Below are 21,144 nucleotides of genomic sequence, written 5' to 3'. Positions count from 1 at the left end.
ACCGGTCACGGGATGCGGAACGCGCTCCTCGGTGCGCTCACCCCGGCCGTCGCGGCGGCGTGGGGGGCGGTCGCCGGCGAGCCCGCCGTCGCGGCGGCGAACGCCTTGGCGCCGCCGACGAGGGGGACCCGGGCCGAGGTGCGGGACAGGTCCAGGGTGAGGGTGGGCCGGTCGGCGGGCGGGTCGATGAGGTCCTTGTCGGTGCCCGCCACGATCAGCGCCAGTCGGTGCCCGGCCGGCACGACGTGGTCGGTGGCCGCGAGGTCGAGGGTGATCGTGTACGCCCTGCCCGGCGTGAGCGGGACGCCCCGGCCGGGGTGGGCGTAGGTGCCGAGGTCGGCCCAGCCCCGGCTGACGACCGTGGCGCCGACGTCGACCGTGTCGGCCTCGGTCTCCTTGAAGCAGGCGCTGTCGCCTGCCGTGCTCGCGCCCCAGCAGGTGCGGTCGGCGAGAGTGGTGACGCCCTCGCCGCTCGCCGCGTAGTCGCGGATCGTGTCGGGGCCGAGGTCGACCAGGACCGCGCTCAGGTGGGCCGTCGCCGTGGTGGGCGTGGCGGTCACGGTGACCTTCGAGGAGCCGGACAGGCGCAGGTCGCGGGTGAGGGCGCCGGTGACGAAGCCGGCCTTGTCCGGGGTCGGCGCGTCGACGTGGGCGGCCCAGTCGGTCTCGCTGCGCTGCGGGTCGTCGGTGAAGGTCGCGGTGCCGGCGCCCCCGCGCAGGCCGAGGGTCCCGACGCCGGGACGCGCGCCGGCGGACGGGCGCAGGGTCGCGGACTGCGTGCCGCGCGGCGGCCAGACCTTGGAGGTGACCCACTGGCCGGGGTGGCGCTCGATGTCGGCCATGGGCTCGCGGTCGACGCCGTTGTCGTAGCCCAGGAGTTCGTGGTCGAACCAGCGGTGCAGGGTGTCGACCCAGTCGGCGCGGCGGAAGTCGAAGGGGTCGACGTGGCCGGTCTGGGAGAGCCAGATCTTGCGCTTCACGCCGTTCTTCGCGAGGGCGTCCCACCACTGGCCGAGGTGCTTGGTGCGGACGTTGAGGTCCTGCAGACCGTGGACGAGGAAGACGCTGGCCTTCACCTTGTGCGCGTTCCTGACGTAGTCGCGCTCGGTCCACAGCGACGTCCAGTCGCCGGTGCGCGGGGCCTCGTCGACGAGCCGGCGCTGGACGGCGGCGCACTTGGCGTGCGCGTCGGGGCTGTCGACGTAGTCGGCGAGGGCGTCGGGGCCGGAGTCGTAGAGGGGGGCGCCCTGGGCGAAGTAGTAGTCGTACCAGGAGGAGATGGCGGCGATCGGGACGATCGTCCTCAGGCCCCGTACGCCGGTGGCGGCGACGGCGTTGGCTATGGTGCCGTCCCAGCTCTTGCCGATCATGCCGGTCCTGCCGTTGCTCCAGCCCGCCGTGGCGACGGTGGAGCCGGTGCGGGTGGTGTAGGCCCTGGCGCGACCGTTGAGCCAGTCGACGACGGCCTTGGCGGACTGGACCTCGGATCGGCCGCCGACGTCCTCGCAGCCGTCGGAGCGGTTGGTGCCGGCCAGGTCGACGCCGACGACCGCGTAGCCGCGCGGGACGAAGTAGTTGTCGTAGAACAGCGGCATCTGGACGACGTTTCCGGCCGCGTCGTACGTCTTGCGCTGCCCCTCGTTGCCGCGTCCGCAGCAGGAGTAGTAGGGGCTGGCGTCCATGATGACGGGCACCTTGCGGCCCTGCGCGGCGGGTTCGCGGGGGCGGACGATGTCGACGGCGACGCGGTCCGTCCCGCCGTCGCCGTCGGCGTCGAGTCCGGTGTCGACCCAGACGGCCTCGCGGACGGCGTTCTCGTAGGAGTGGACGGGTCGGCTCTCGCGGGGGGCGCCGTGAGCCGCCGCGGGGGTGAGGAAGGCGGCCACCAGGAGTGTGATGACGGCGGTCGCGAGCGGTCTCCAGGTCGTGAAGCGCATGCGTGTCGGCATGCGCGGGACGGTACCCCGGTCAACTCCTGTGCAGAAGAGGGCAGATGGGGCTGGACCGGGGGTCGGACCCGGGATGGTCCGGAGGGTCGGACCCGGGATGGACCCGGAGCGGACCCCGGATGGTCAGGAGGGTCGGACCCGGGATGGACCCGGAGCGGACCCCGGATGGCCGGGCGGCGGACCCCGGATGGCCGGGCGGCGGACCCCGGATGGCCGGTGTGGGGCGGCGGTGGCCGGAACACGACCGTGCGAGTGGTTCGCTCATGACGGCCGAATGGCGATCGTGTGACAGGGGTGGCGGTGGGCAGGTCCTGGGACACAAGGAGTCCATAGGCTCGGAACAGACCTCATGCCTCTACGACTTGGAGCTTTCGTGCACCGCAGAATCCTCGCGCCGGGCGCGCTCGCGGCCGCGTCCGTCCTGCTGGCGATCCCGGCATCGGCCGCGAGCCTCTCCCCCGGCGCCCCGGGCATCGGCGACCCCTACTACCCGGCCTACGGCAACGGCGGATACGACGTCTCCCACTACGACCTGCGGTTGAAGTACCAGCCGGCCACGGACGAGTTGGAGGGGACGGCGACGATCCTCGCGACGACCACGCAGGACCTGTCGCGGTTCGACCTGGACTTCCTGCTGGACGTCAGCGAGGTGCGGGTCGACGGCGCCCGGGCCGCGTTCGCGGCCACCGGCGAGCACGAGCTGGAGATCACGCCGAAGAAGGCGCTGCCCAAGGGTTCGGCGGTCACGATCGTGGTGCGCTACAGCGGCGTCCCGTCGTCGAAGCAGGCGTACGGCTTCACCAGCTGGCACCGCACTCCCGACGGCGGGGTCGGCGCGAACGAGCCCGAGGCGGCCTGGTGGTGGTTCCCCAGCAACGACCACCCGCTCGACAAGGCCACCTACGACGTGTCGGTCCAGGTGCCCGACGGCACCCAGGCCATCTCCAACGGCACGCTCCGGTCCACGACTTCACGGGCCGGCTGGACCCGCTACAACTGGCGGTCGAACAAGCCGCAGGCGACCTATCTCGCCACGCTCGCCGTCGGGAGGTTCGACATCACGACCGGCACGTCCGAGAGCGGCATTCCGGTCCTCAACGCCTACAGCAAGGACCTGGGCGACAACGCCGGCGCGGCGCGGGCGAGCATCGAGCGGACCGGGGAGATCGCCGACTGGCTGAGCGGGTACTTCGGGCCGTACCCCTACGACGCGCTCGGCGGGTACGTGCCGAACACGACCACGGGGTACGCGCTGGAGACGCAGACCCGGCCCTACTACAGCCCGCGGCAGTTCGCGGCCGGCTCGAACACCTCCGTGGTCGTGCACGAGCTGGCCCACCAGTGGTACGGCGACTTCGTGTCCGTCGCCGGCTGGAAGGACATCTGGCTCAACGAGGGCTTCGCGCGGTACGCGCAGTGGCTGTGGTCCGAGCACGAGGACGAGGGCACGGCGCAGGAGCTCGCGGACTACGTGTACGCCTCGCACCCGGCCGACGACGCGTTCTGGACGGTGAAGCCGGGCGACCCGGGCCCGGCGAACCAGTTCGACATCGCCGTCTACGACCGGGGTGCGCTGGCGGTTCAGGCACTGCGCAACGAGATCGGCGACGACGCCTTCTTCACCGTCCTCAAGGGCTGGCCGCAGCAGCACGCCTACGGCAACGCCGAGGTCGCCGACTTCCGGCAGTACGCCGAGCAGGTCTCGGGGAAGCCGCTGGGGGCGCTGTTCGACACCTGGCTCTTCCAGCCGGCGAAGCCGGCGGCGCCCGCGGCCCGGACCGCTTCGATCTCCGGGAAGGCGGCCGCACCCGTCGCGCCGAGGTCGTGGAAGAAGATCGCGGCGACGAACGACGTGCACGGTCACTGACCGCTCGCCGGGCGCCCGGCACGGACGGAACTCCGCTGACCGCCGTCTGAGGTGGCGCGGCTTTGGGTAGCAAGCCGTGCAGGCATCGTGGAGAGAGCGGGGAGAGGGCCATGGCAGCTGCGCGGAACGGCAACGAGGGTCTGGGCGTGTGGAGGGTACTGCCGCTCGTCGGGGCGGTGGTCATGGCCGTCGGTCTGATCGGCGGTGTGCCGCTGCTGACCCTGTTGGGCGCGGTCGTCGCCCTCGTCGGGGTGATCGGCCTCACCGCCGCGAGACGCAAGCAGAACTGACGTCGCCGGCCCGTCGGACGCGGGTCAGGCGCCGCCCTCGTGGGCGCCGGCCGGGTGAGCCGTGACGGCCGCGGAGGCGGCCGCCGCGGCCAGCAGCTCGGCGCGCGACAGGGCGGCGCTCTGCGTGGACGGCACCGTGCACGCGTACGCCCCCGCCAGTGCGCCGTACTCGGCGCACCGGCGGGCCGGCTCGCCGGCGAGCCAGCCGAAGAGGAAGGCGGACGCGAAGGCGTCGCCCGCGCCGTTGGAGTCGACCACCGGGGCGGGAGGGACGACGGCCGGAACGTGCGTCAGCTCGCCCTCGGACAGCAGGTACGCCCCTTCGGCGCCGGCCGTGGCGACGACCGCCTCGGCCCGGCCGCGTTCGGCGATGCGGCGCATGGTCGCCCGCGGGTCTGTCAGCGCGGTCGCGGAGACGAACACGACGTCCGCCTGGTACGCGAACGCCTCGTGGTAGGGGTTCTCGCCGTCCCAGTTGTGCAGGTCGGTGGAGATGCCGACGCCCGCCGCGCGGAGTGCGGGCAGGGCCTGGGCGCAGGGGTGCGTGATGGACACGTGCGCGTGACGGCTCGCCGCGGCCAGGGTGCGCAGCGTGTCCTCGGGGAAGCGGTCGTCGGGGCGGCCGCGGCTGTTGTCGTAGAGCGAGAGCCGCCGCCCGTCCGGGCCGACCAGGTTGACCGCGCGCTTGGTGCCGGCGGGCTGTGGGATCCCGGTGAGGGCGATGCCCCGGTCCCGGTGCAGGGCGCGGACGAGGTCGCCCTCGGGGTCGTCGCCGAGGAAGTCCAGGTGGTGGGTGCGCAGGCCGAGGGCGGCGAGGCCCAGGGCGACGAAGTCGCCGGTCTGCCCGGCGCGGGCGCGGATCCCGCTGTCGATCATGTAGCTGTCGGCGTACGGGAGCGGCAGCTCCGGCACGTACACGATGGTGTCCACACCGGCCCCGCCCAGGACCAGGACGTCGATGTCCCGGCGGATGTCCGTGTCGGTCTCCGTGCGCATGTGCGTCGCCCCTCCCCGTGGTCGTACACCGCCCCCGGGACGCCCCGCCGTGCCGGCCCCCAGCGGTGAGCGGCCGGCACGGGGCCCCTCGCCCCGGCCGAGCCGCAAGCCTATCCGCGGCGGGCCGTCGCCCGGGTGGACGGCCCCTCCCGCCGCAGGTGTACGGCGGGAGGCTCGGCCGGCAGGGCGCCGCCGTGGGCGGTGCCGCCCACGGCGGCTGCGAACCGCTACTTCGTGAGCTGCGACAGCTCCGAGTCGGCCGCCCTGGACACCCTGCTGCGGACCGCGTACCAGCCGCCGACGAGGGCGGCCCCGATCACCGGGATCAGCAGGAGGGTCTTGCGGCCGACCTCGGGGTCGTTCCACATCAGGCCGAGGACGGCGATCAGGAACGCGATCGTGACGATCTCCGTGACCGGGCTGCCGGGGAGCCGGAAGGAGGGCCGCTCCACCAGGCCCGCCCGGGCGCGGCGCACGAAGACCAGGTGGCAGACCATGATGATCACCCAGGTGCTGATGATGCCGAGGGAGGCGATGTTCAGCACGATCTCGAAGGCCTGGCTGGGCATGAGGAAGTTCAGGCCGACGCCGAGGACGCAGACCCCGCAGGTCAGCAGGATGCCGCCGTAGGGGACCTGGCTGCGGTTCATCCGGGCGGTGAACCTCGGGGCCGAGCCCGCCATGGCCATGGAGCGCAGGATGCGGCCGGTGGAGTACAGGCCGGAGTTCAGGGAGGACATGGCGGCCGTGAGGACCACCAGGTTCATCACGTCGCCGGCGCCCGAGACGCCGATCTTCGACAGCACGGTGACGAAGGGGCTCTCGTCGGCCGAGTAGACCGAGCCGGGCAGGAGGAGGGCGAGCAGGACGACCGAGCCGACGTAGAAGAGACCCACGCGCCACATGATCGAGTTCACCGCGCGCGGGACGACCTTCTCCGGCTCGGCGGTCTCGCCCGCGGCCACGCCCACCAGCTCCAGCGCGGCGTACGCGAAGATCACGCCCTGCATGACGAGGACGACGGGCATCATGCCGTGCGGCAGGAGGCCGCCGTGGTCCGTGATCACGCTCGGGCCGGGCGTCTGGCCGCCCACCTCGTGCCGGGTGGCGAGCAGGAAGATGCCGACGCACATGAAGGCGACGAGGGTGGCGACCTTGACGATCGCGAACCAGAACTCCATCTCGCCGAAGATCTTCACCGAGATCAGGTTCACGGCCAGCACCACCGTGAGGGCGACGAGCGCGAGCACCCACTGGGGAATGCTCGTGAACATGCTCCAGTAGTGCGTGTACAGCGCGATCGCGGTGATGTCGGCGATTCCGGTCGTCGACCAGTTCAGGAAGTACATCCAGCCGGCGACATAGGCGCCCTTCTCGCCGAGGAACTCGCGCGCGTACGACACGAAGGAGCCGGAGGAGGGCCGGTACAGGACCAGTTCGCCGAGGGCGCGGACCACGAAGAAGGCGAAGACCCCGCAGACGAGGTAGGCGAGCGCGAGGGCCGGGCCCGCGTTGTGCAGGCGCCCTCCCGCTCCCAGGAAGAGGCCGGTGCCGATGGCGCCGCCGATGGCGATCATGTTGACGTGGCGGTGCTTGAGGTCCTTGCTGTAGCCGGCGTCGCCCGCGTCCGCGGGTGTCGCGGTCGCCCGGGGGTGGGCGGCGACGTCGGCCGTGTGCACGGTGTCCTTGCTCACGGGTGGTTCCACTCTCTGGTGCGCCCGGGCCTTGTGCGCCCGGGTGTCCGTACGGTCGTGGCCCGCGGCTCCCTGGTAGGGGCACAGACCAAGGCAGCACCTTCCCAGGCGGAGGGTGACCATGCGGTGGTCGGCGTCACACGGCGTCGCTTCTCACACGGCCCTCACGGCAGCTCCTCACTCCCCCGCCCCGGGTTTCACAGCACCGGTGTGACAGCGATACTGCTGCGCATGACGATCGAGACCGAGGAGCCGGCCCTCACGGTCGACGAGCTGGCCGCCCGGGCGGGGGTCACGGTGCGGACCGTGCGCTTCTACTCCACCAAGGGGCTCCTGCCGCCGCCCGTGATCGGTGCGCGCCGGGTGGGCCACTACGGTCCCGCCCACCTCGCACGTCTCGCGTTGATCGAGGAGCTGCGCGGGCAGGGCCTGACGCTGGCGGCGATCGAGCGCTACCTGGACCGGCTGCCGCCCGGGCTCGACGCCCACGACCTCGCCGTGCACCGGGCGGTGGTGGCCTCCTGGTCGCCGGACGCCGTGGAGACCATGACGCGGGAGGAGCTGGGCCGGCGGGCGGGGCGGCCGCTCGACGAGGAGGACCTGGACCGGCTCGTCGCGATGAACGTCGTACGGCGCGAGCAGGACGGGTTCGGCGTCGACCTCGGCCTGCTGCGGCTGGGCGTGCGGCTGCTGGACGTGCCGCTGTCGCCGGAGTCGATCCGTGCGGCGCGCACCGTCCTGCTCGACCACGCGCGCGCCGCGGCCCACGAGCTGTCGCGGCTGCTGCGCGAGGAGGTGCCGGAGCGTGACGCGCAGGCGGTGCGGTCCCTGTCGGCGCACATGCAGCCCCTGGTCGTGCAGGCCCTGCTCACGGCGTTCCAGCGTTCGCTCACCGAGGAGCTGCGGGAGTGGCTCGGGGAGCCGCCGTCCGACGGCTCCCCGTGACGGGCCGGGCGCTCAGCGGGCGTCCGTGAACGTCTCCCCGTTCTCCGCCTTCGCCACCAGCAGGGCGGGCGGCGTGAAGCGGTCGCCGTAGCGCTCGGCGAGCTCACGCGCGCGTGCCACGAATCCGGGCAGGCCGCCCTCGTAGCCGTTGATGTACTGGAGGACCCCGCCGGTCCAGCCGGGGAAGCCGATGCCGAAGAGGGAGCCGATGTTGGCGTCGGCGACGGAGGTCAGGACGCCCTCCTCCAGGAGCTTGACGGTGTCGAGGGCCTCGGAGAAGAGCATGCGCTCCTGCATGTCCTCGAAGGGGATCTCGGCGCCGGGGCGGGTGAAGTGCTCGCGCAGTCCGGGCCACAGTCCGGTGCGCCTGCCGTCCTCGCCGTACTCGTAGAAGCCCGCTCCCCCGCTGCGGCCGGTGCGGCCGAACTCGTCGACCATGCGGTCGATGACGGCCTCGGCGGGGTGTCCGGGCCAGGTGCCGCCGGCCTCCTCGACGGCCCGCTTCGACTCGTTGCGGATCTTGCGCGGAAGGGTGAGCGTCAGCTCGTCCATCAGGGAGAGCACCTTGGCCGGGTAGCCGGCCTGGGCGGCCGCCTGCTCCACGGAGGCGGGGTCGATGCCCTCGCCGACCATGGCGACGCCCTCGTTGATGAAGTGGCCGATCACCCGGGAGGTGAAGAAACCGCGCGAGTCGTTGACGACGATCGGCGTCTTCTTGATCTGCCGGACCAGGTCGAAGGCGCGCGCGAGCGCCTCGTCGCCGGTGCGCTCGCCCTTGATGATCTCGACGAGCGGCATCTTGTCGACGGGCGAGAAGAAGTGCAGCCCGATGAAGTCGTCCTGGCGCTCGACGCCCTCGGCGAGGGCGGTGATGGGCAGGGTGGAGGTGTTGGAGCACAGCAGCGCGTCGGGGGCGACGACCTGCTCGATCTCCTGGAAGACCTTGTGCTTGAGGGCGGTGTCCTCGAAGACGGCCTCGATGACGGCGTCGCAGCCGGCCAGGTCGGCGGGGTCCGCGGTGGGCGTGATGCGGGCGAGGAGCGCGTCCGCCTTCTCCTGCGTGGTGCGGCCCCGGGAGACGGCCTTGGCGCACAGCTTCTCGGAGTAGCCCTTGCCCTTGACGGCTGCCTCGAGGGAGACGTCCTTCAGGACGACGTCGATGCCCGCGCGGGCGCACGCGTAGGCGATGCCCGCGCCCATCATCCCGGCGCCCAGGACGGCGGCCCGGCGGACGGGGCGCGGCTCGACGCCCTTGGGGCGGCTGACGCCGGAGTTGACGGCCTGGAGGTCGAAGAAGAACGCCTGGATCATGTTCTTCGACGTCTGGCCCGCGGCCAGTTCGACGAAGTAGCGGGCCTCGATGACCTGCGCGGTCTCGAAGTCGACCTGGGCGCCCTCGACGGCCGCGGCGAGGATGTTGCGCGGCGCCGGGTAGGGGGCGCCGTTGGTCTCCTTGCGCAGGCTGGCCGGGAAGGCCGGCAGGTTGGCGGCGAACCTGGGGTTGGACGGGGTGCCGCCGGGGATGCGGTAGCCCGGCTCGTCCCAGGGCTGCCGCGACTCGGGGTGGGCGTCGATGAAGGCGCGGGCCTTGGCGAGCAGTTCCTCGGGCGTGGCGGCGACCTCGTGGATCAGTCCCTGCTCCAAGGCCTGTTGGGGGCTGTACTGGGTGCCCTTGAGGAGGACCTTGAGGAGGGCGTCGGTGATGCCCAGCAGGCGCACGGTGCGCACGACGCCGCCGCCTCCGGGGAGCAGGCCGAGGGTGACCTCGGGGCAGCCGATCTTGGAGCCGGGCGCGTCGAGGGCGACGCGGTGGTGGCAGGCGAGGGCGAGTTCGTAGCCGCCGCCGAGGGCCGCGCCGTTGAGGGCGGCGACGACGGGCTTGCCGAGGGTCTCGATGCGGCGGAGGTTGCGCTTGATCTCCAGTCCGCCCTCGAAGAGCTCCTGGGCCGTCCGGGGGGTGACGCGGATGAGGTCGCGCAGGTCGCCGCCGGCGAAGAAGGTCTTCTTGGCGGAGGTGAGGACGATGCCTCGGATGGAGTCCTTCTCGGCCTCCAGACGGTCGACGACCGCGGCGAGGGAGGCGCGGAACGCCGCGTTCATGGTGTTCGCGGACTGGTCGGGATCGTCGAGGACGAGGGTGACGAGGCCGGTGCGGTCCTGTTCCCAGCGGATCGTGGTGCTCTGTGTCATGACGGGGTCTCCGTAGAAGTCTTGTGGTTCCGCCGGGGTGGTCAGACGCGCTCGACGACGGTGGCGATGCCCATGCCGCCGCCGACGCACAGGGTGGCGAGGCCGTAGCGCTTGTCCTGGCGCTCCAGTTCGTCGACGAGCGAGCCGAGGATCATCGCGCCGGTGGCGCCGAGCGGGTGACCGAGGGCGATCGCGCCGCCGTTGACGTTGACCTTGTCCAGGGACAGGCCCATGTCCTTGACGAAGCGCAGGACGACCGCCGCGAACGCCTCGTTGATCTCGACGAGGTCGATGTCGTCGATGGTCAGGCCGGCCTTGGCGAGGGCCTTGCGGGTGGCGGGGGCGGGGCCGGTGAGCATGATCGTCGGCTCGGAGCCGGAGACCGCCGCGGAGACGATCCGCGCGCGGGGGGTGAGTCCGTAGCGCTCGCCGACCTCCTTGGTGCCGATCGCGACCAGGGAGGCGCCGTCCACGATGCCGGAGGAGTTGCCCGCGTGGTGGACGTGGTCGATCTTCTCCACCCAGTGGTACTTCTGCAGGACCACCGCGTCGAATCCGCCCAGCTCGCCGATGTCGGCGAAGGACGGCTTCAGCGCGGCGAGGGAGTCGGCGGTGGTGCCGGGGCGGGGGTGCTCGTCGTGGTCGAGGACGACCAGGCCGGCCCGGTCCTTCACCGGGACGACGGAGCGGTCGAAGCGCCCCTCCTTCCAGGCCGTCGCCGCCCGCTCCTGCGACAGCGCCGCGTACTCGTCGACGTCACGCCGGGAGAAGCCCTCGATGGTGGCGATGAGGTCCGCGCCGATGCCCTGCGGGACGAAGTTGACGGCCAGGTTGGTCATCGGGTCGTTGAACCAGGCGCCTCCGTCGGAGGCCATCGGCACCCGCGACATCGATTCCACGCCGCCCGCGAGGACGAGGTCCTCCCAGCCGGAACGGACCTTCATGGCGGCCAGGTTGACGGCCTCCAGACCCGAGGCGCAGAAGCGGTTCTCCTGCACGCCCGCCACGGTGTCCGGCAGACCTGCCGCGAGGGCGGCGATGCGTGCGATGTCGGAGCCCTGGTCGCCCACCGGGCCGACGACGCCGAGCACGATGTCGTCGACGGCGGCCGGGTCGAGGCCGGGGAATCGGTCGCGGAGTTCGTGGATGAGGCCGACGACGAGGTCGATGGGCTTCGTTCCGTGCAGGGCGCCGTTGGCCTTGCCACGCCCGCGCGGGGTGCGGATCGCGTCGTACACGTACGCTTCGGTGCTCACTGGACAGGCCTTTCGGGAAGGTGGGCCGAGGCGGGCGGGGTCAGCCGCCCTGGGGCGGAGTGTTCGGGGGAGGACTGCTCACGGTCCGTCACGAGATGCGGTACGTCCCAGTCACGGGCCACCTCGCGCGTGTCGGCGCCGGGCACGGCCGGTCCCGTGCGGACGGCTGTGGGCGTGGCCGAGAAGCGGGGCGCGGGGGCGGGCTGGGTGATGCCGCCGTGGTCGGTGAAGGTGCCGCGGGCCGCGAGGTGCGGGTGGTGCGGGGCCTCGCGCAGTGACAGCACGGGCGCCACGCACGCGTCGGAGCCCTCGAAGACCGCCGTCCACTCGTCGCGGGTGCGGGACCTGAAGCGGACGGCGACGGCCTCCCGCAGCTCTCCCCAGCGCGTCCAGTCCTTGCGGGCGTCATGGAAGTCGCCGAGGCCCAGGAGGCCCACGAACTCGTCGTAGAACTGCGGCTCCAGCGCGCCGACGGCCATGTGACCGCCGTCGGCGGTCTCGTACGTCCCGTAGTACGGGCAGCCGCCGTCGAGCAGGTTGGCGCCCCGCCGGTCCTGCCAGCCGCCGGCGGCGAGCATGCCGTGGATCATCGCGGAGAGGTGGGCGGCGCCGTCGACGATGGCCGCGTCCACGACCTGGCCGACGCCGCTCACGCGCGCGTGATGCAGGGCCGCGAGGACGCCGACCACGAGGTACAGGGAGCCGCCCGCGTAGTCGCCGAGCAGGTTGGCGGGGGCCGGCGGCGGCCGGTCGGGGGCGCCGATCATGCCGAGGGCCCCGGTGACGGCGATGTAGGCCACGTCGTGGCCCGCGCGGGGGGCGAGGGGGCCGTGCTGACCCCAGCCGGTCATCCGGCCGTAGACCAGACGGGGGTTGCGGGCGTGGCAGTCCTCGGGGCCGACGCCCAGGCGCTCGGCCACGCCCGGCCGGTTGCCCTCGATGAGCACGTCGGCGCGGGCGGCGAGGTCGAGCACGCGCGCGGGGCCGTCCGGCGCCTTCAGGTCGACGATCACCGAGCGCTTGTTGCGGTTGGTGACGTCGTGGGAGGGGTCGATGGAGAGGGGGGAGCCGCCGGGGCGGTCCACACGGACGACGTCGGCGCCGAGGTCGGCCAGGAGCATGCCCGCGAAGGGCCCGGGGCCGATCCCGGCGAGCTCCACCACGCGTACGCCGGTCAGCGGGCCCTGCCCGGCCGTCCGTCCCGTCGTCATCCAGCCCCCTTGCTGTGACACAACCGATGTAACACCAGTGATGTTATGAACGTGGTCGAGTGGGCACAAGTGCTGAGCGAGCAAGCGCTTAGCCACTTTAGGGTGCGCCGGTCCGGCGTCGTCCGCCAGCCCTCAGCGGGCGTCCAGCTCTGCGGTCAGCCGCTTCGGCGCGATCGCGCGGTAGCTCTCCTCCACCCAGTCGCACAGCAGCTCGACCGCGGGCGCGCCCTTTTCCTCCAGCGGGAGGCTCACCCATCCGGCCCTGCCCAGGCCGTATCCGGCGGGTTCGGCGCCCGGGGAGGCCAGCGCGTGGGCGTGCACGGTCTCGTCCTTGAGCTTGACCGTGACGCCGAGCGGATGACTTCCGTCCCGGACGCCCAGGAACACGAACACCTTCCCGCCCACCTTGGCCACCGACTCGCCCCACGGGAACTCCTCGCCGGCCCCCGGCAGCCGCAGGGCGAACGCGTGCACTTTCTCCCACTTCCTCAGGGCCTGTTCGGGTACCGCCACCGGCTGCCTCCGGGCTCGTCGTCGGGCTCCGCACTCCTCACGCTAGCCTCAGCCACCGACAGCGGCGCGGGCTGCACGGCGAAGGGATGTCATGAGCAGGCTGAAAAGGTCGGACCGTCCGTACGACATCGTGCTCTTCGGGGCCACCGGCTTCGTCGGGACGCTCACCGCGGAGTACCTCGCCGCGCACGCGCCCGCCGAGCTGCGCTGGGCGATCGCCGGCCGCGACGCGGCGAAGCTGGAGCGGCTGCGCGCACGGCTCGGCGTGGACGTGGGGGTGGTGCGGGCCGACGTCGCGGACCCGGCCTCGCTGCGCGCCCTCGCGGAGCACGCGCGCGTGGTGGCCACCACGGTGGGCCCCTACGTGCGGTACGGCGAGGAACTGGTCGCCGCCTGCGCGGACACCGGCGCCGACTACCTCGACCTCACCGGCGAACCCGAGTTCGTGGACCTGATGTACGTCCGGCACGACGCCCGCGCCCGGGAGACGGGTGCGCGGCTGATCCACGCGTGCGGCTTCGACTCCGTCCCGCACGACCTGGGCGTGTACTTCACCGTCCGGCAGCTGCCCGAGGGCGTGCCGCTGACCGTGGACGGCTTCGTGACCGCCGACGCCGCCTTCTCCGGCGGCACCTTCGCCTCCGCGCTGGGCCAGTTCGCCCGCGGGCGGCAGATGGCGGCCGCCGCGCGGGAGCGACGCCGGCACGAACCGCGGCTGATGGGCCGCCGGGCCACGGCACCGGTGGGCGCGCCCCGGTTCGCCCCCGAGGTCGGCGCCTGGGCCCTGCCGCTGCCGACCATCGACCCGCAGATCGTCCTCCGGTCGGCGCGGGCTCTGCAGCGCTACGGGCCCGACTTCCGCTACCGCCACTTCGCGGCCGTACGGCGGCTGCCCGTCGCGGTGGGCGGCGTCGCGGCGGTCGGGACGCTGGCCGCGGCGGCCCAGGTGCCGCCCGCCCGGCGCTGGCTGTCGGACCGGCTCAAGCCCGGCGAGGGGCCGAGCGCGCAGAAGCGGGCGCGGAGCTGGTTCTCCGTCCGGTTCGTCGGCGAGGGCGGCGGCCGACGGGTGTACACCGAGGTCGCGGGCGGCGATCCCGGCTACGACGAGACGGCGAAGATGTTCGCCGAGGCGGCGATGGCCCTCGTCCTCGACGCGCTCCCGCCGACGGCGGGGCAGGTCACCACGGCGGTGGCGATGGGCGACGCGCTGACCGGGCGGCTGACCCGGGCGGGTGTCCGGTTCCGCGTCGCGGCCCGCCGCTGAGGCGTCCGCCGATCCCGTCGCCGGCTGCGCGCACCAGCAGGTGGGTCAGTGGCGGATCGTCGCCTCCCGGAGGGCCTTGCGGCACAGTGAGTCCGCCCGGCGGGTGGTCTCCGGGAGCCGGAACCCGGCGGTCAGGGCGAGGGTGTGGGCACAGGCCCGGTCCAGGGTGACGCGGTGGCCGACGGACACGAAGACCGGCTTCACGCCCGCGCGGGTGCGCAGCGCACGGCCCACCTCCTCGTCGCCCGCCAGCAGGGGCGACGAGGATCCGCGCGGCGCGTCCGGCTCGTCGTGGACGAAGACGAACGGGTTCTTGGCGACGCCGATCGTGGGCAGTCCGGTGAGGACGCCGAGGTGGCTCGCGAGACCGAACCGGCGCGGGTGCGCGAGGCCGTAGCCGTCGCAGACGACCAGACCGGGCGCACACGGCAGCGCGTCCAGGGCGGCGAGCACGGTGGGGATCTCACGGAAGGCGAGCAGTCCGGGCACGTACGGGAAGGAGATCCGTCCGACGGCCGTGGCCTCGGCGACGACGTCCAGGCTCGCCGCGTCCAGCACGACGGCGGCCGCCGCGACGACGTCCCGTTCGTCGTCGTAGGCGACGTCGACCCCCGTCACGTGTCCCGTTCCGGGCGGCGGACCCGGCTCGTCGAGCACCACCCGTGCCCGCAGCTCGTCCTGGACGGCGCGGGCCTCTTCCTCGGTCGCGGGCCAGCCCGCGGGAATGCTTACGGTCGTCATGGTGGGACGAGCCTACGGCCCCCGCGCACGGACCCGCGATCGTGATTTTGGGGCGGGCGCTTCAGCTCTCGCGGTCCAGCGCCCGCTGCAGCCGGCTCTTGTCCATGTCCGAACGGCCCTTGACGCCCCGCCGCTCGGCCTCCTCGTACAGCGGGTCGTACGTGGGCCCCTGGGAGCCCTTCCCGGACCGCTGACCGCCCCGCCTGCCGGACGGCATGTCCTGCGTGGACGTGCGGCCGGCGGTCTTGGACTCGCCCGCGCGGGCGCGCTGCTTGTTGACCGTGCGGGCGGCGATCTCCTTCGCGCGGCCGGCGCTCTCACCCCGGTCCTGCGCACTCTCCTTGATGTGTTCGTACTGGCGCTCCCGCTTGGGGCTGGAACCGCGCGGCAGGGCAGCTCACTCCTCTCGCGTTCGCGCCCGTCGGGTACCCGGAAGAAGGTTCAGCCCTCCAGACGTGCCACGCGCCCCTGTTCGCCCGCGGCCCAGCAGCCGAGGTCGGCGGTGCAGTCCACGGTGTCGTACGAGCCGGTGTCGAGGGTGCGCCAGGAGCGGCCCGCGTCGGTGGTCAGGTCCGTGCCGGTGGGCCCGACGGCGAGCGCGGCGCTGCGGCTGTGCGGGAGCCAGGCGACACCGGAGCGGTAGGCAGGCGGGGGCGTGGCGGCGGGCCGCCAGGCGCGGCCGCCGTCCCCGGTCCTCGCGCCGGCCCGCGGGGACGTCTGGTCGGGCCGGTAGTCGCCGCCGACGGCGAGGCCGTGGGCGCGGTCGCGGAAGGCGACGGCGAACACCCCGCGCGCGGGGTCTCCCGCCGGGATCGGGGCGTCCGCGGCCTTCCACGTCAGCCCGCGGTCGGAGGAGTGCAGCACCCGCGCGCGTGCCGCCCCGCCGGTCGCCAGCCAGACGTCCTCGGGCCCGGAGGCGACCAGGCACTGGCCGCTCGCGGCGAAGCCCGCCTCGCCGTCCAGGGCGGCCGGCATCCCCTCGTCGGGCAGCACCTTCCAGGAGCGGCCGCCGTCGCTCGTCGACAGGACGCGGAACCTCCCGTCCACGGGGTCGCTCACGGCGAGGCCGTGGCGGCGGTCGAAGAACGTCATGCAGTCGTAGAACGCGCGCGCGTCGGCGTTGCGGAAGGACTCCGTCCAGGTCTTTCCGCCGTCCTGCGTGCGGTAGATCCGCGACGCCTCGCCCTCTCCGATGGCCAGCACCACCGCGCGGCGCGCGTCGAACGCCTCGACGTCGCGGAACTGCAGGTCGGCGGCGCCGGGCGGCGACACGTCGCGCCAGCTCGCGCCGCCGTCGACGGTGCGCAGGACGGTGCCCCGGGTGCCGGCCACCCAGGCGGTGTCGCGGTCGACCGCCGCGAGCCCGCGGAACCGCACCGCGCCCGCGCCGGTGTCCTTGAGGTCCCAGTGCGGCGCCGCGGGGACCTTGGTGTCCGCCTGGGCCGGCAGCGCGGTCAGGACCGCTAGCGCCGCCCCGCAGAGCGCGGCCGCCGCCCGGCCGCTCGTGCGTGCTGTCCGTGTCGTGCGTCGCGTCTTCCCCAAGCGCCTCATGGCGGGCGAAGCTAGCCCACGGGTTTCGGTGGCGTCCAGATGCCGCGTACGCCTCAACCGCCTTGTGGGGCACGGGAGGAAAGGTGCGTCACTCCCGTGCATGAAAGGCGGTGACCGAGGTCACTAGGAATGCGTGTGCACGGATCGGCCGGTTCCGGCGTCTCTTCCAGTGTCCGGACGCACCGCCCGGAAGTTCGTCCCGCCGTCACGAGGGAGCAAGGCGTTGTCCACCGTCATCGAGCAGCCCGTCGAGGCCCGTCTGGTCGCCGCCGCGCCGCGGATGCAGAGCATCCCCGCCACACTGCACTACGACCGCCAGGATCCCTTCGCCGTCCGCATGACGTTCCCCGCTCCGGCCACCCTGGAGGGCGTCGAGGTGTGCTGGACCTTCGCCCGTGAGCTGCTCTCGGCGGGCCTGCACGACGCCGAGGGCCACGGCGACGTCCGGGTGCGCCCCTACGGCTACGACCGCACGGTCCTGGAGTTCCACGCGCCCGAGGGCACCGCCGTCGTGCACGTCCACTCGGCGGACATCCGCCGCTTCCTGCAGGCCTCCGGCGAACTGGTGCCCGCCGGCACGGAACACCGTCAGCTCGACCTCGACCACGACCTGGCGGAGCTGATGCGGGACGCCTGCTGACCCCTTCGTAAATCCTTTGACAGCCCTCCCGGCCCCTTCTACGGTGTGAAACGGTTCTGTTGCCGCCGATTGGAGAAGGACGTTGCTCGTCTGAGGTCCTGAGACACCGCGCCACACGTCTGAAGTGTGTGCGCCGCGTGCGACCTCGGCCTGCGAGCCGTCCCTGCGGAGCGGGGCCTTCCTGCTGTCTCCGCGCTCCCCCGCCACGGCGGTGGTCGCCGCTCTCCGGTGTCTCGACACGCGTTGCCCTGACCGCACACGCAACCGCGAGGCCCGTTTTGACTCATTCCATCACCTGTACCTCCCTCACCTTCTCCTGGCCCGACGGCACTGCCGTCCTCGAGGGACTGGACGTCGCCTTCGGCTCCGGCCGGACCGGACTCGTCGGCGCGAACGGCTCCGGCAAGTCGACCCTGCTGAAGCTGATCGCCGGAGAACTGCGCCCCGCCGACGGCTCCGTACGCGTCGCGGGCGAGGTCGGCCACCTCCCCCAGAACGTCACCCTGGACACGGCCCTCAGGGTCGACGAGGCGCTCGGCATCGCCGCCCGGCGGGCCGCCCTGCACGCCATCGAGGCCGGCGACGTCGGCGAGGAGCACTTCGAGACCGTAGGCGACGACTGGGACGTCGAGGAGCGCGCCCTGGCCACCCTCGGCGAGCTCGGGCTCGGGCACGTCGGCCTCGACCGCACCATCGGCGAGGTCTCCGGCGGCGAGTCCGTCCTGCTGCGGCTGGCCGCCCTGCTGCTGCGCCGGCCGGACGTCCTGCTGCTGGACGAGCCGACCAACAACCTGGACCTGTACGCCCGGCGGCGGCTGTACGCGGCCGTCTCGGCCTGGCCCGGCGTGCTGGTCGTGGTCAGTCACGACCGGGAGCTGCTCGACCTCGTCGACCAGATCGCCGACCTGCGCGCCGGGGAGATCACCTGGTACGGGGGCAACTTCTCCGCCTACGAGGAGGCCCTGGCCGCAGAACAGGAGGCCGCCGAGCGCATGGTCCGGGTCGCGGAGGCCGACCTGCGCAAACAGAAGCGCGAACTGGCCGACGCCCAGGTCAAACTGGCCCGCCGCAAGCGGTACGGGCAGAAGATGTTCGACCAGAAGCGCGAGCCGAAGATCGTCATGGGGGCCCGCAAGCGCGCGGCGCAGGAATCGGCGGGCAAGCACCGGATCATGCACGAGGAGAAGCTCGCCGAGGCCAGGGGCCGGCTCGACGAGGCGGTGGAGGCCGTGCGGGACGACGACGAGATCCGCGTCGACCTGCCGTTCACGGCGGTGCCGCCGGGCCGCGACGTCCTCACCCTGATGGACCTGCGGCTCGCGTACGGGGCGCGCGTGGACGGCGGTTTCGATCTGCGCGGCCCCGAGCGCGTGGCGCTCGTCGGGCGCAACGGCGCGGGCAAGACGACGCTGCTGCGCACGATCGCCGGGGAGCTCGCGCCGGAGGCGGGCGAGGCGCACGCGCACGTGCCGCTGCGTTTCCTGCCCCAGCGCCTCGACGTCCTCGACGGCGACCTCACCGTGTTCGAGAACGTGGCCCGGTTCGCGCCGGGCGCGACCGCCAACCGGATCCGGGCGCGGCTGGCCCGCTTCCTGTTCCGGGGCGGCCGCGCCGACCAGAAGGCCGCGACGCTGTCCGGCGGGGAGCGCTTCCGGGCGACCCTGGCGGCCCTGATGCTGGCCGAGCCCGCACCGCAGCTGCTGATGCTGGACGAGCCGACCAACAACCTCGACATGGCCAGCGTGCGTCAGCTCACCACGGCCCTGGAGTCGTACGAGGGGGCGCTGATCGTGGCCAGTCACGACCTGGCGTTCCTGGAGTCCGTCGGCATCACCCGCTGGCTGCTGCTGGACGGGGAGTTGCGGGAGACGACGGCGCAGGAGGTGGCGGACCCGGCGTAGGGCCTTCGCCGCCCGCGCGGGTCTCAGGAGGGCCACATTGTTACTGCGGGGTTTTGTCCTGGTGGTTCCGCGCTGCATGATGGCTGACCGGCGCCGCGTCCGAGGCGCCGGTTGTGCCACCCGATTCGGAGACCTGGACGTGCCCAGCAAGAAGGCCCTCATCCGCCGCCCCAGCCCGCGCCTCGCCGAAGGCCTGGTGACGCATGTCGAGCGGGAGAAGGTCGACGTGGAGCTCGCCCTGGAACAGTGGGAGGCCTACGCCGAGGCCCTGCGGACGCACGGCTGGGACACCGTCGAGGTCGACCCGGCCGACGACTGCCCGGACTCCGTGTTCGTCGAGGACACGGTGGTGATGTACAAGAACGTCGCCCTGATCGCGCGCTCGGGAGCCGAGTCCCGGCGCGAGGAGACCGTCGGCGTCGAGGAGGCGGTGGCGCGCCTGGGCTGCTCGGTGAACTGGATCTGGGAGCCGGGCACCCTGGACGGCGGCGACGTCCTCAAGATCGGCGACACCATCTACGTCGGGCGGGGCGGGCGGACCAACGCGGCCGGCGTCCAGCAGGTGCGGGCCGCCTTCGAACCGCTGGGGGCGCGGGTCGTGGCCGTTCCGGTGAGCAAGGTGCTGCATCTGAAGTCGGCGGTCACGGCGCTGCCGGACGGCACGGTGATCGGCCACATCCCCAAGGTGGACCGGCCGTCGCTGTTCCCGCGCTTCCTGTCGGTGCCCGAGGAGGCCGGCTCGCACGTGGTGCTCCTCGGCGGCCCGCACGTGCTCATGGCGGCGAGCGCGCCGAAGACGGCGGACCTGCTCGCCGAGCTCGGTCACGAGCCCGTCGTGGTCGACATCAGCGAGTTCGAGAAGCTCGAGGGCTGTGTGACATGTCTCTCGGTGCGCCTGCGGGAGCTGTACGCCTGACCGGGTGAACATACACCTCTTCGGCCCTGGGACCTGCGGTTCCCGGGGCTGTTTGTCATGCCCCGAATTGTTCGGCGTGACCCTGCTGATCAGCGCTCTTTACGCAGAACTTAATCCACGGCTTCGTAACCTACGGATTCGTAGCCTACGATCCCGTAAGTTCCGGCCCCGCTCGCCGGATTGTTCCACTCCGCTTTACGTCCCCTGGAGTTCTCGTGACGATCGCCTCCCCTCACCTCGGCAGCCCCGCCGTCTGGACCGACGCCAAGCTGTTGTACGCGCTGGAGGAAGTGGTCGAGACCGAACTCAACCGGCACCTGAAGGTCACCAAGGACTGGATGCCGCACGAGTATGTGCCGTGGAGCGACGGCCGCAACTTCCCCGGGTTCTTCGAGGACGGCGAGGCCTGGGACAAGGAGCAGTCCAAGGTCACCGAGATCGGCCGGATCGCGCTGGTCGTGAACCTGCTCACCGAGGACAACCTGCCCAGCTACCACCACGAGATCGCCTCGCTCTTCGGCCGGGACGGCGCCTGGGGCACCTGGGTGCACCGCTGGACGGCCGAGGAGGGCCGCCACGGCATCGTCATGCGCGACTACCTGCTCGCCTCGCGCGCGGTGGACCCGGACACGCTGGAGCAGTTCCGGATGGCCCACATGAGCGAGGGCTTCGAGTCGGACAACCGCCACTCGATGCTGCACTCGGTCGCGTACGTGTCCTTCCAGGAGCTCGCGACCCGCGTGTCGCACCGCAACACCGGCCACCAGTCCGGCGACCCGGTCTGCGACCGCATGCTGGCGCGCATCGCGACCGACGAGAACCTGCACATGGTCTTCTACCGCAACCTGCTCAAGGCCGCCTTCGAGCTCGCTCCCGACCTCACCATGCAGGCCGTGCGCGACGTCATCGTCAACTTCCGCATGCCCGGCCACGGCATGCCCGGCTTCGAGCGCGCCGCCGCGCAGATGGCGATCGGCGAGATCTACAACCTGCGCATCCACCACGACGACGTCATCCAGCCCGTGCTGCGCTTCCTGAAGGTCATGGAGATCGACGGTCTCGGTCCGGAGGGGCGGCAGGCGCAGGAGGAGCTCGGCCTGTACATGGGCGGCCTGGACGCCGAGGCGCTGAAGTTCGACGAGAAGCTCGCCGCGCGCAAGGCCCGCATGGCGGCCCGCGCCGCCGGCTGACCGCACGCCCCGCACCCCGCACGGCTCGCA

Annotated in this window: 18 protein-coding genes; 8 read left to right on the top strand and 10 right to left on the bottom strand. The window is 72.6% G+C overall.

The window, feature by feature from the left end; translation table 11 throughout:
* Nucleotides 1-5: 5 nt before the first annotated feature.
* The gene (locus ACZ7DE_RS14660) at nt 6-1,949 is read right to left on the bottom strand and encodes a Xaa-Pro dipeptidyl-peptidase (RefSeq protein WP_470761010.1); all 1,944 of its coding nucleotides are present in this window, start codon (nt 1,947-1,949) and stop codon (nt 6-8) included.
* Nucleotides 1,950-2,322: 373 nt separating this feature from the next.
* Between ACZ7DE_RS14660 and ACZ7DE_RS14655 the strand changes: the two genes are divergently transcribed.
* Nucleotides 2,323-3,816 (top strand): M1 family metallopeptidase, encoded by a 1,494-nt coding sequence (locus ACZ7DE_RS14655; protein ID WP_470761008.1) that lies wholly within the window; start codon nt 2,323-2,325, stop codon nt 3,814-3,816.
* 110 nt (nt 3,817-3,926) lie between these two features.
* Nucleotides 3,927-4,106: a hypothetical protein gene (locus ACZ7DE_RS14650; protein WP_470761005.1), complete on the top strand. Its 180-nt coding sequence runs from the start codon at nt 3,927-3,929 to the stop codon at nt 4,104-4,106.
* A 24-nt stretch (nt 4,107-4,130) separates the two neighbouring features.
* Here ACZ7DE_RS14650 and ACZ7DE_RS14645 read toward each other — a convergent pair whose 3' ends face one another.
* The gene (locus ACZ7DE_RS14645) at nt 4,131-5,102 is read right to left on the bottom strand and encodes an adenosine kinase (RefSeq protein ID WP_470761003.1); all 972 of its coding nucleotides are present in this window, start codon (nt 5,100-5,102) and stop codon (nt 4,131-4,133) included.
* A 227-nt stretch (nt 5,103-5,329) separates the two neighbouring features.
* Nucleotides 5,330-6,796: an amino acid permease gene (locus ACZ7DE_RS14640; protein ID WP_470761001.1), complete on the bottom strand. Its 1,467-nt coding sequence runs from the start codon at nt 6,794-6,796 to the stop codon at nt 5,330-5,332.
* Between the two features lie 231 nt (nt 6,797-7,027).
* On the opposite strand from ACZ7DE_RS14640, the gene ACZ7DE_RS14635 reads away from it, so the two are divergent.
* Nucleotides 7,028-7,741 (top strand): MerR family transcriptional regulator, encoded by a 714-nt coding sequence (locus tag ACZ7DE_RS14635; protein ID WP_470761000.1) that lies wholly within the window; start codon nt 7,028-7,030, stop codon nt 7,739-7,741.
* A 12-nt stretch (nt 7,742-7,753) separates the two neighbouring features.
* Here ACZ7DE_RS14635 and ACZ7DE_RS14630 read toward each other — a convergent pair whose 3' ends face one another.
* The 4 genes from ACZ7DE_RS14630 to ACZ7DE_RS14615 form a co-directional block, all read right to left on the bottom strand.
* Complete coding sequence (locus ACZ7DE_RS14630; protein ID WP_470760998.1) at nt 7,754-9,931, bottom strand: 3-hydroxyacyl-CoA dehydrogenase NAD-binding domain-containing protein; 2,178 nt, start codon at nt 9,929-9,931, stop codon at nt 7,754-7,756.
* A 41-nt stretch (nt 9,932-9,972) separates the two neighbouring features.
* Nucleotides 9,973-11,187 (bottom strand): acetyl-CoA C-acetyltransferase, encoded by a 1,215-nt coding sequence (locus tag ACZ7DE_RS14625; protein ID WP_470760996.1) that lies wholly within the window; start codon nt 11,185-11,187, stop codon nt 9,973-9,975.
* On the bottom strand, nt 11,184-12,398 hold the full coding sequence (locus ACZ7DE_RS14620) for a CaiB/BaiF CoA transferase family protein (protein ID WP_470760993.1): 1,215 nt from the start codon (nt 12,396-12,398) through the stop codon (nt 11,184-11,186). The genes ACZ7DE_RS14625 and ACZ7DE_RS14620 overlap by 4 nt, the downstream gene beginning before the upstream one ends.
* 132 nt (nt 12,399-12,530) lie before the next feature.
* Nucleotides 12,531-12,911 carry an MmcQ/YjbR family DNA-binding protein gene (locus ACZ7DE_RS14615; RefSeq protein ID WP_470760991.1) on the bottom strand — a complete coding sequence of 127 codons (381 nt, stop codon included), beginning with the start codon at nt 12,909-12,911 and terminating at the stop codon, nt 12,531-12,533.
* 91 nt (nt 12,912-13,002) lie between these two features.
* On the opposite strand from ACZ7DE_RS14615, the gene ACZ7DE_RS14610 reads away from it, so the two are divergent.
* Nucleotides 13,003-14,175, top strand: a complete 1,173-nt coding sequence (locus ACZ7DE_RS14610; RefSeq protein WP_470760987.1) for a saccharopine dehydrogenase family protein — start codon at nt 13,003-13,005, stop codon at nt 14,173-14,175.
* 45 nt (nt 14,176-14,220) lie between these two features.
* On the opposite strand, the gene ACZ7DE_RS14605 is transcribed toward ACZ7DE_RS14610, so the two are convergent.
* The 3 genes from ACZ7DE_RS14605 to ACZ7DE_RS14595 form a co-directional block, all read right to left on the bottom strand.
* Complete coding sequence (locus ACZ7DE_RS14605) at nt 14,221-14,916, bottom strand: endonuclease V (protein WP_470760984.1); 696 nt, start codon at nt 14,914-14,916, stop codon at nt 14,221-14,223.
* Nucleotides 14,917-14,977: 61 nt separating this feature from the next.
* Nucleotides 14,978-15,307: a plasmid stabilization protein gene (locus ACZ7DE_RS14600; protein ID WP_470761109.1), complete on the bottom strand. Its 330-nt coding sequence runs from the start codon at nt 15,305-15,307 to the stop codon at nt 14,978-14,980.
* Nucleotides 15,308-15,357: 50 nt separating this feature from the next.
* The gene (locus tag ACZ7DE_RS14595) at nt 15,358-16,467 is read right to left on the bottom strand and encodes a WD40/YVTN/BNR-like repeat-containing protein (RefSeq protein WP_470760982.1); all 1,110 of its coding nucleotides are present in this window, start codon (nt 16,465-16,467) and stop codon (nt 15,358-15,360) included.
* A gap of 223 nt (nt 16,468-16,690) precedes the next feature.
* Here ACZ7DE_RS14595 and ssgD point away from each other — a divergent pair, with 223 nt between their 5' ends.
* The 4 genes from ssgD (at nt 16,691) to ACZ7DE_RS14575 (ending at nt 21,114) form a co-directional block, all read left to right on the top strand.
* Nucleotides 16,691-17,107 carry a spore wall synthesis regulator SsgD gene (gene ssgD / locus ACZ7DE_RS14590; protein ID WP_470760980.1) on the top strand — a complete coding sequence of 139 codons (417 nt, stop codon included), beginning with the start codon at nt 16,691-16,693 and terminating at the stop codon, nt 17,105-17,107.
* Nucleotides 17,108-17,385: 278 nt separating this feature from the next.
* Entirely contained in the window at nt 17,386-19,008 is a 1,623-nt protein-coding gene (locus tag ACZ7DE_RS14585; protein ID WP_470760978.1) for an ABC-F family ATP-binding cassette domain-containing protein, read from the top strand.
* Nucleotides 19,009-19,147: 139 nt separating this feature from the next.
* On the top strand, nt 19,148-19,924 hold the full coding sequence (gene ddaH / locus ACZ7DE_RS14580) for a dimethylargininase (protein WP_470760976.1): 777 nt from the start codon (nt 19,148-19,150) through the stop codon (nt 19,922-19,924).
* 215 nt (nt 19,925-20,139) lie between these two features.
* A complete protein-coding gene (locus ACZ7DE_RS14575; protein WP_470760974.1) occupies nt 20,140-21,114 on the top strand; it encodes an acyl-ACP desaturase in 975 nt (324 codons plus the stop codon).
* Nucleotides 21,115-21,144: the final 30 nt, after the last annotated feature.

The sequence above is a fragment of the Streptomyces sp. NPDC037083 genome (assembly GCF_055606485.1).
Note: the sequence above shows the minus strand (reverse complement) of the source record. Positions and strands in the feature narration are given on the sequence as shown.

Coding starts and splice junctions, on each gene's coding strand:
- ACZ7DE_RS14660 (WP_470761010.1), bottom strand. CDS start 1,949: ATGCCGACACGCATGCGCTTCACGACCTGGAGACCGCTCGCGACCGCC.
- ACZ7DE_RS14650 (WP_470761005.1), top strand. CDS start 3,927: ATGGCAGCTGCGCGGAACGGCAACGAGGGTCTGGGCGTGTGGAGGGTA.
- ACZ7DE_RS14645 (WP_470761003.1), bottom strand. CDS start 5,102: ATGCGCACGGAGACCGACACGGACATCCGCCGGGACATCGACGTCCTG.
- ACZ7DE_RS14635 (WP_470761000.1), top strand. CDS start 7,028: ATGACGATCGAGACCGAGGAGCCGGCCCTCACGGTCGACGAGCTGGCC.
- ACZ7DE_RS14630 (WP_470760998.1), bottom strand. CDS start 9,931: ATGACACAGAGCACCACGATCCGCTGGGAACAGGACCGCACCGGCCTC.
- ACZ7DE_RS14620 (WP_470760993.1), bottom strand. CDS start 12,398: ATGACGACGGGACGGACGGCCGGGCAGGGCCCGCTGACCGGCGTACGC.
- ACZ7DE_RS14610 (WP_470760987.1), top strand. CDS start 13,003: ATGAGCAGGCTGAAAAGGTCGGACCGTCCGTACGACATCGTGCTCTTC.
- ACZ7DE_RS14605 (WP_470760984.1), bottom strand. CDS start 14,916: ATGACGACCGTAAGCATTCCCGCGGGCTGGCCCGCGACCGAGGAAGAG.
- ACZ7DE_RS14595 (WP_470760982.1), bottom strand. CDS start 16,467: ATGAGGCGCTTGGGGAAGACGCGACGCACGACACGGACAGCACGCACG.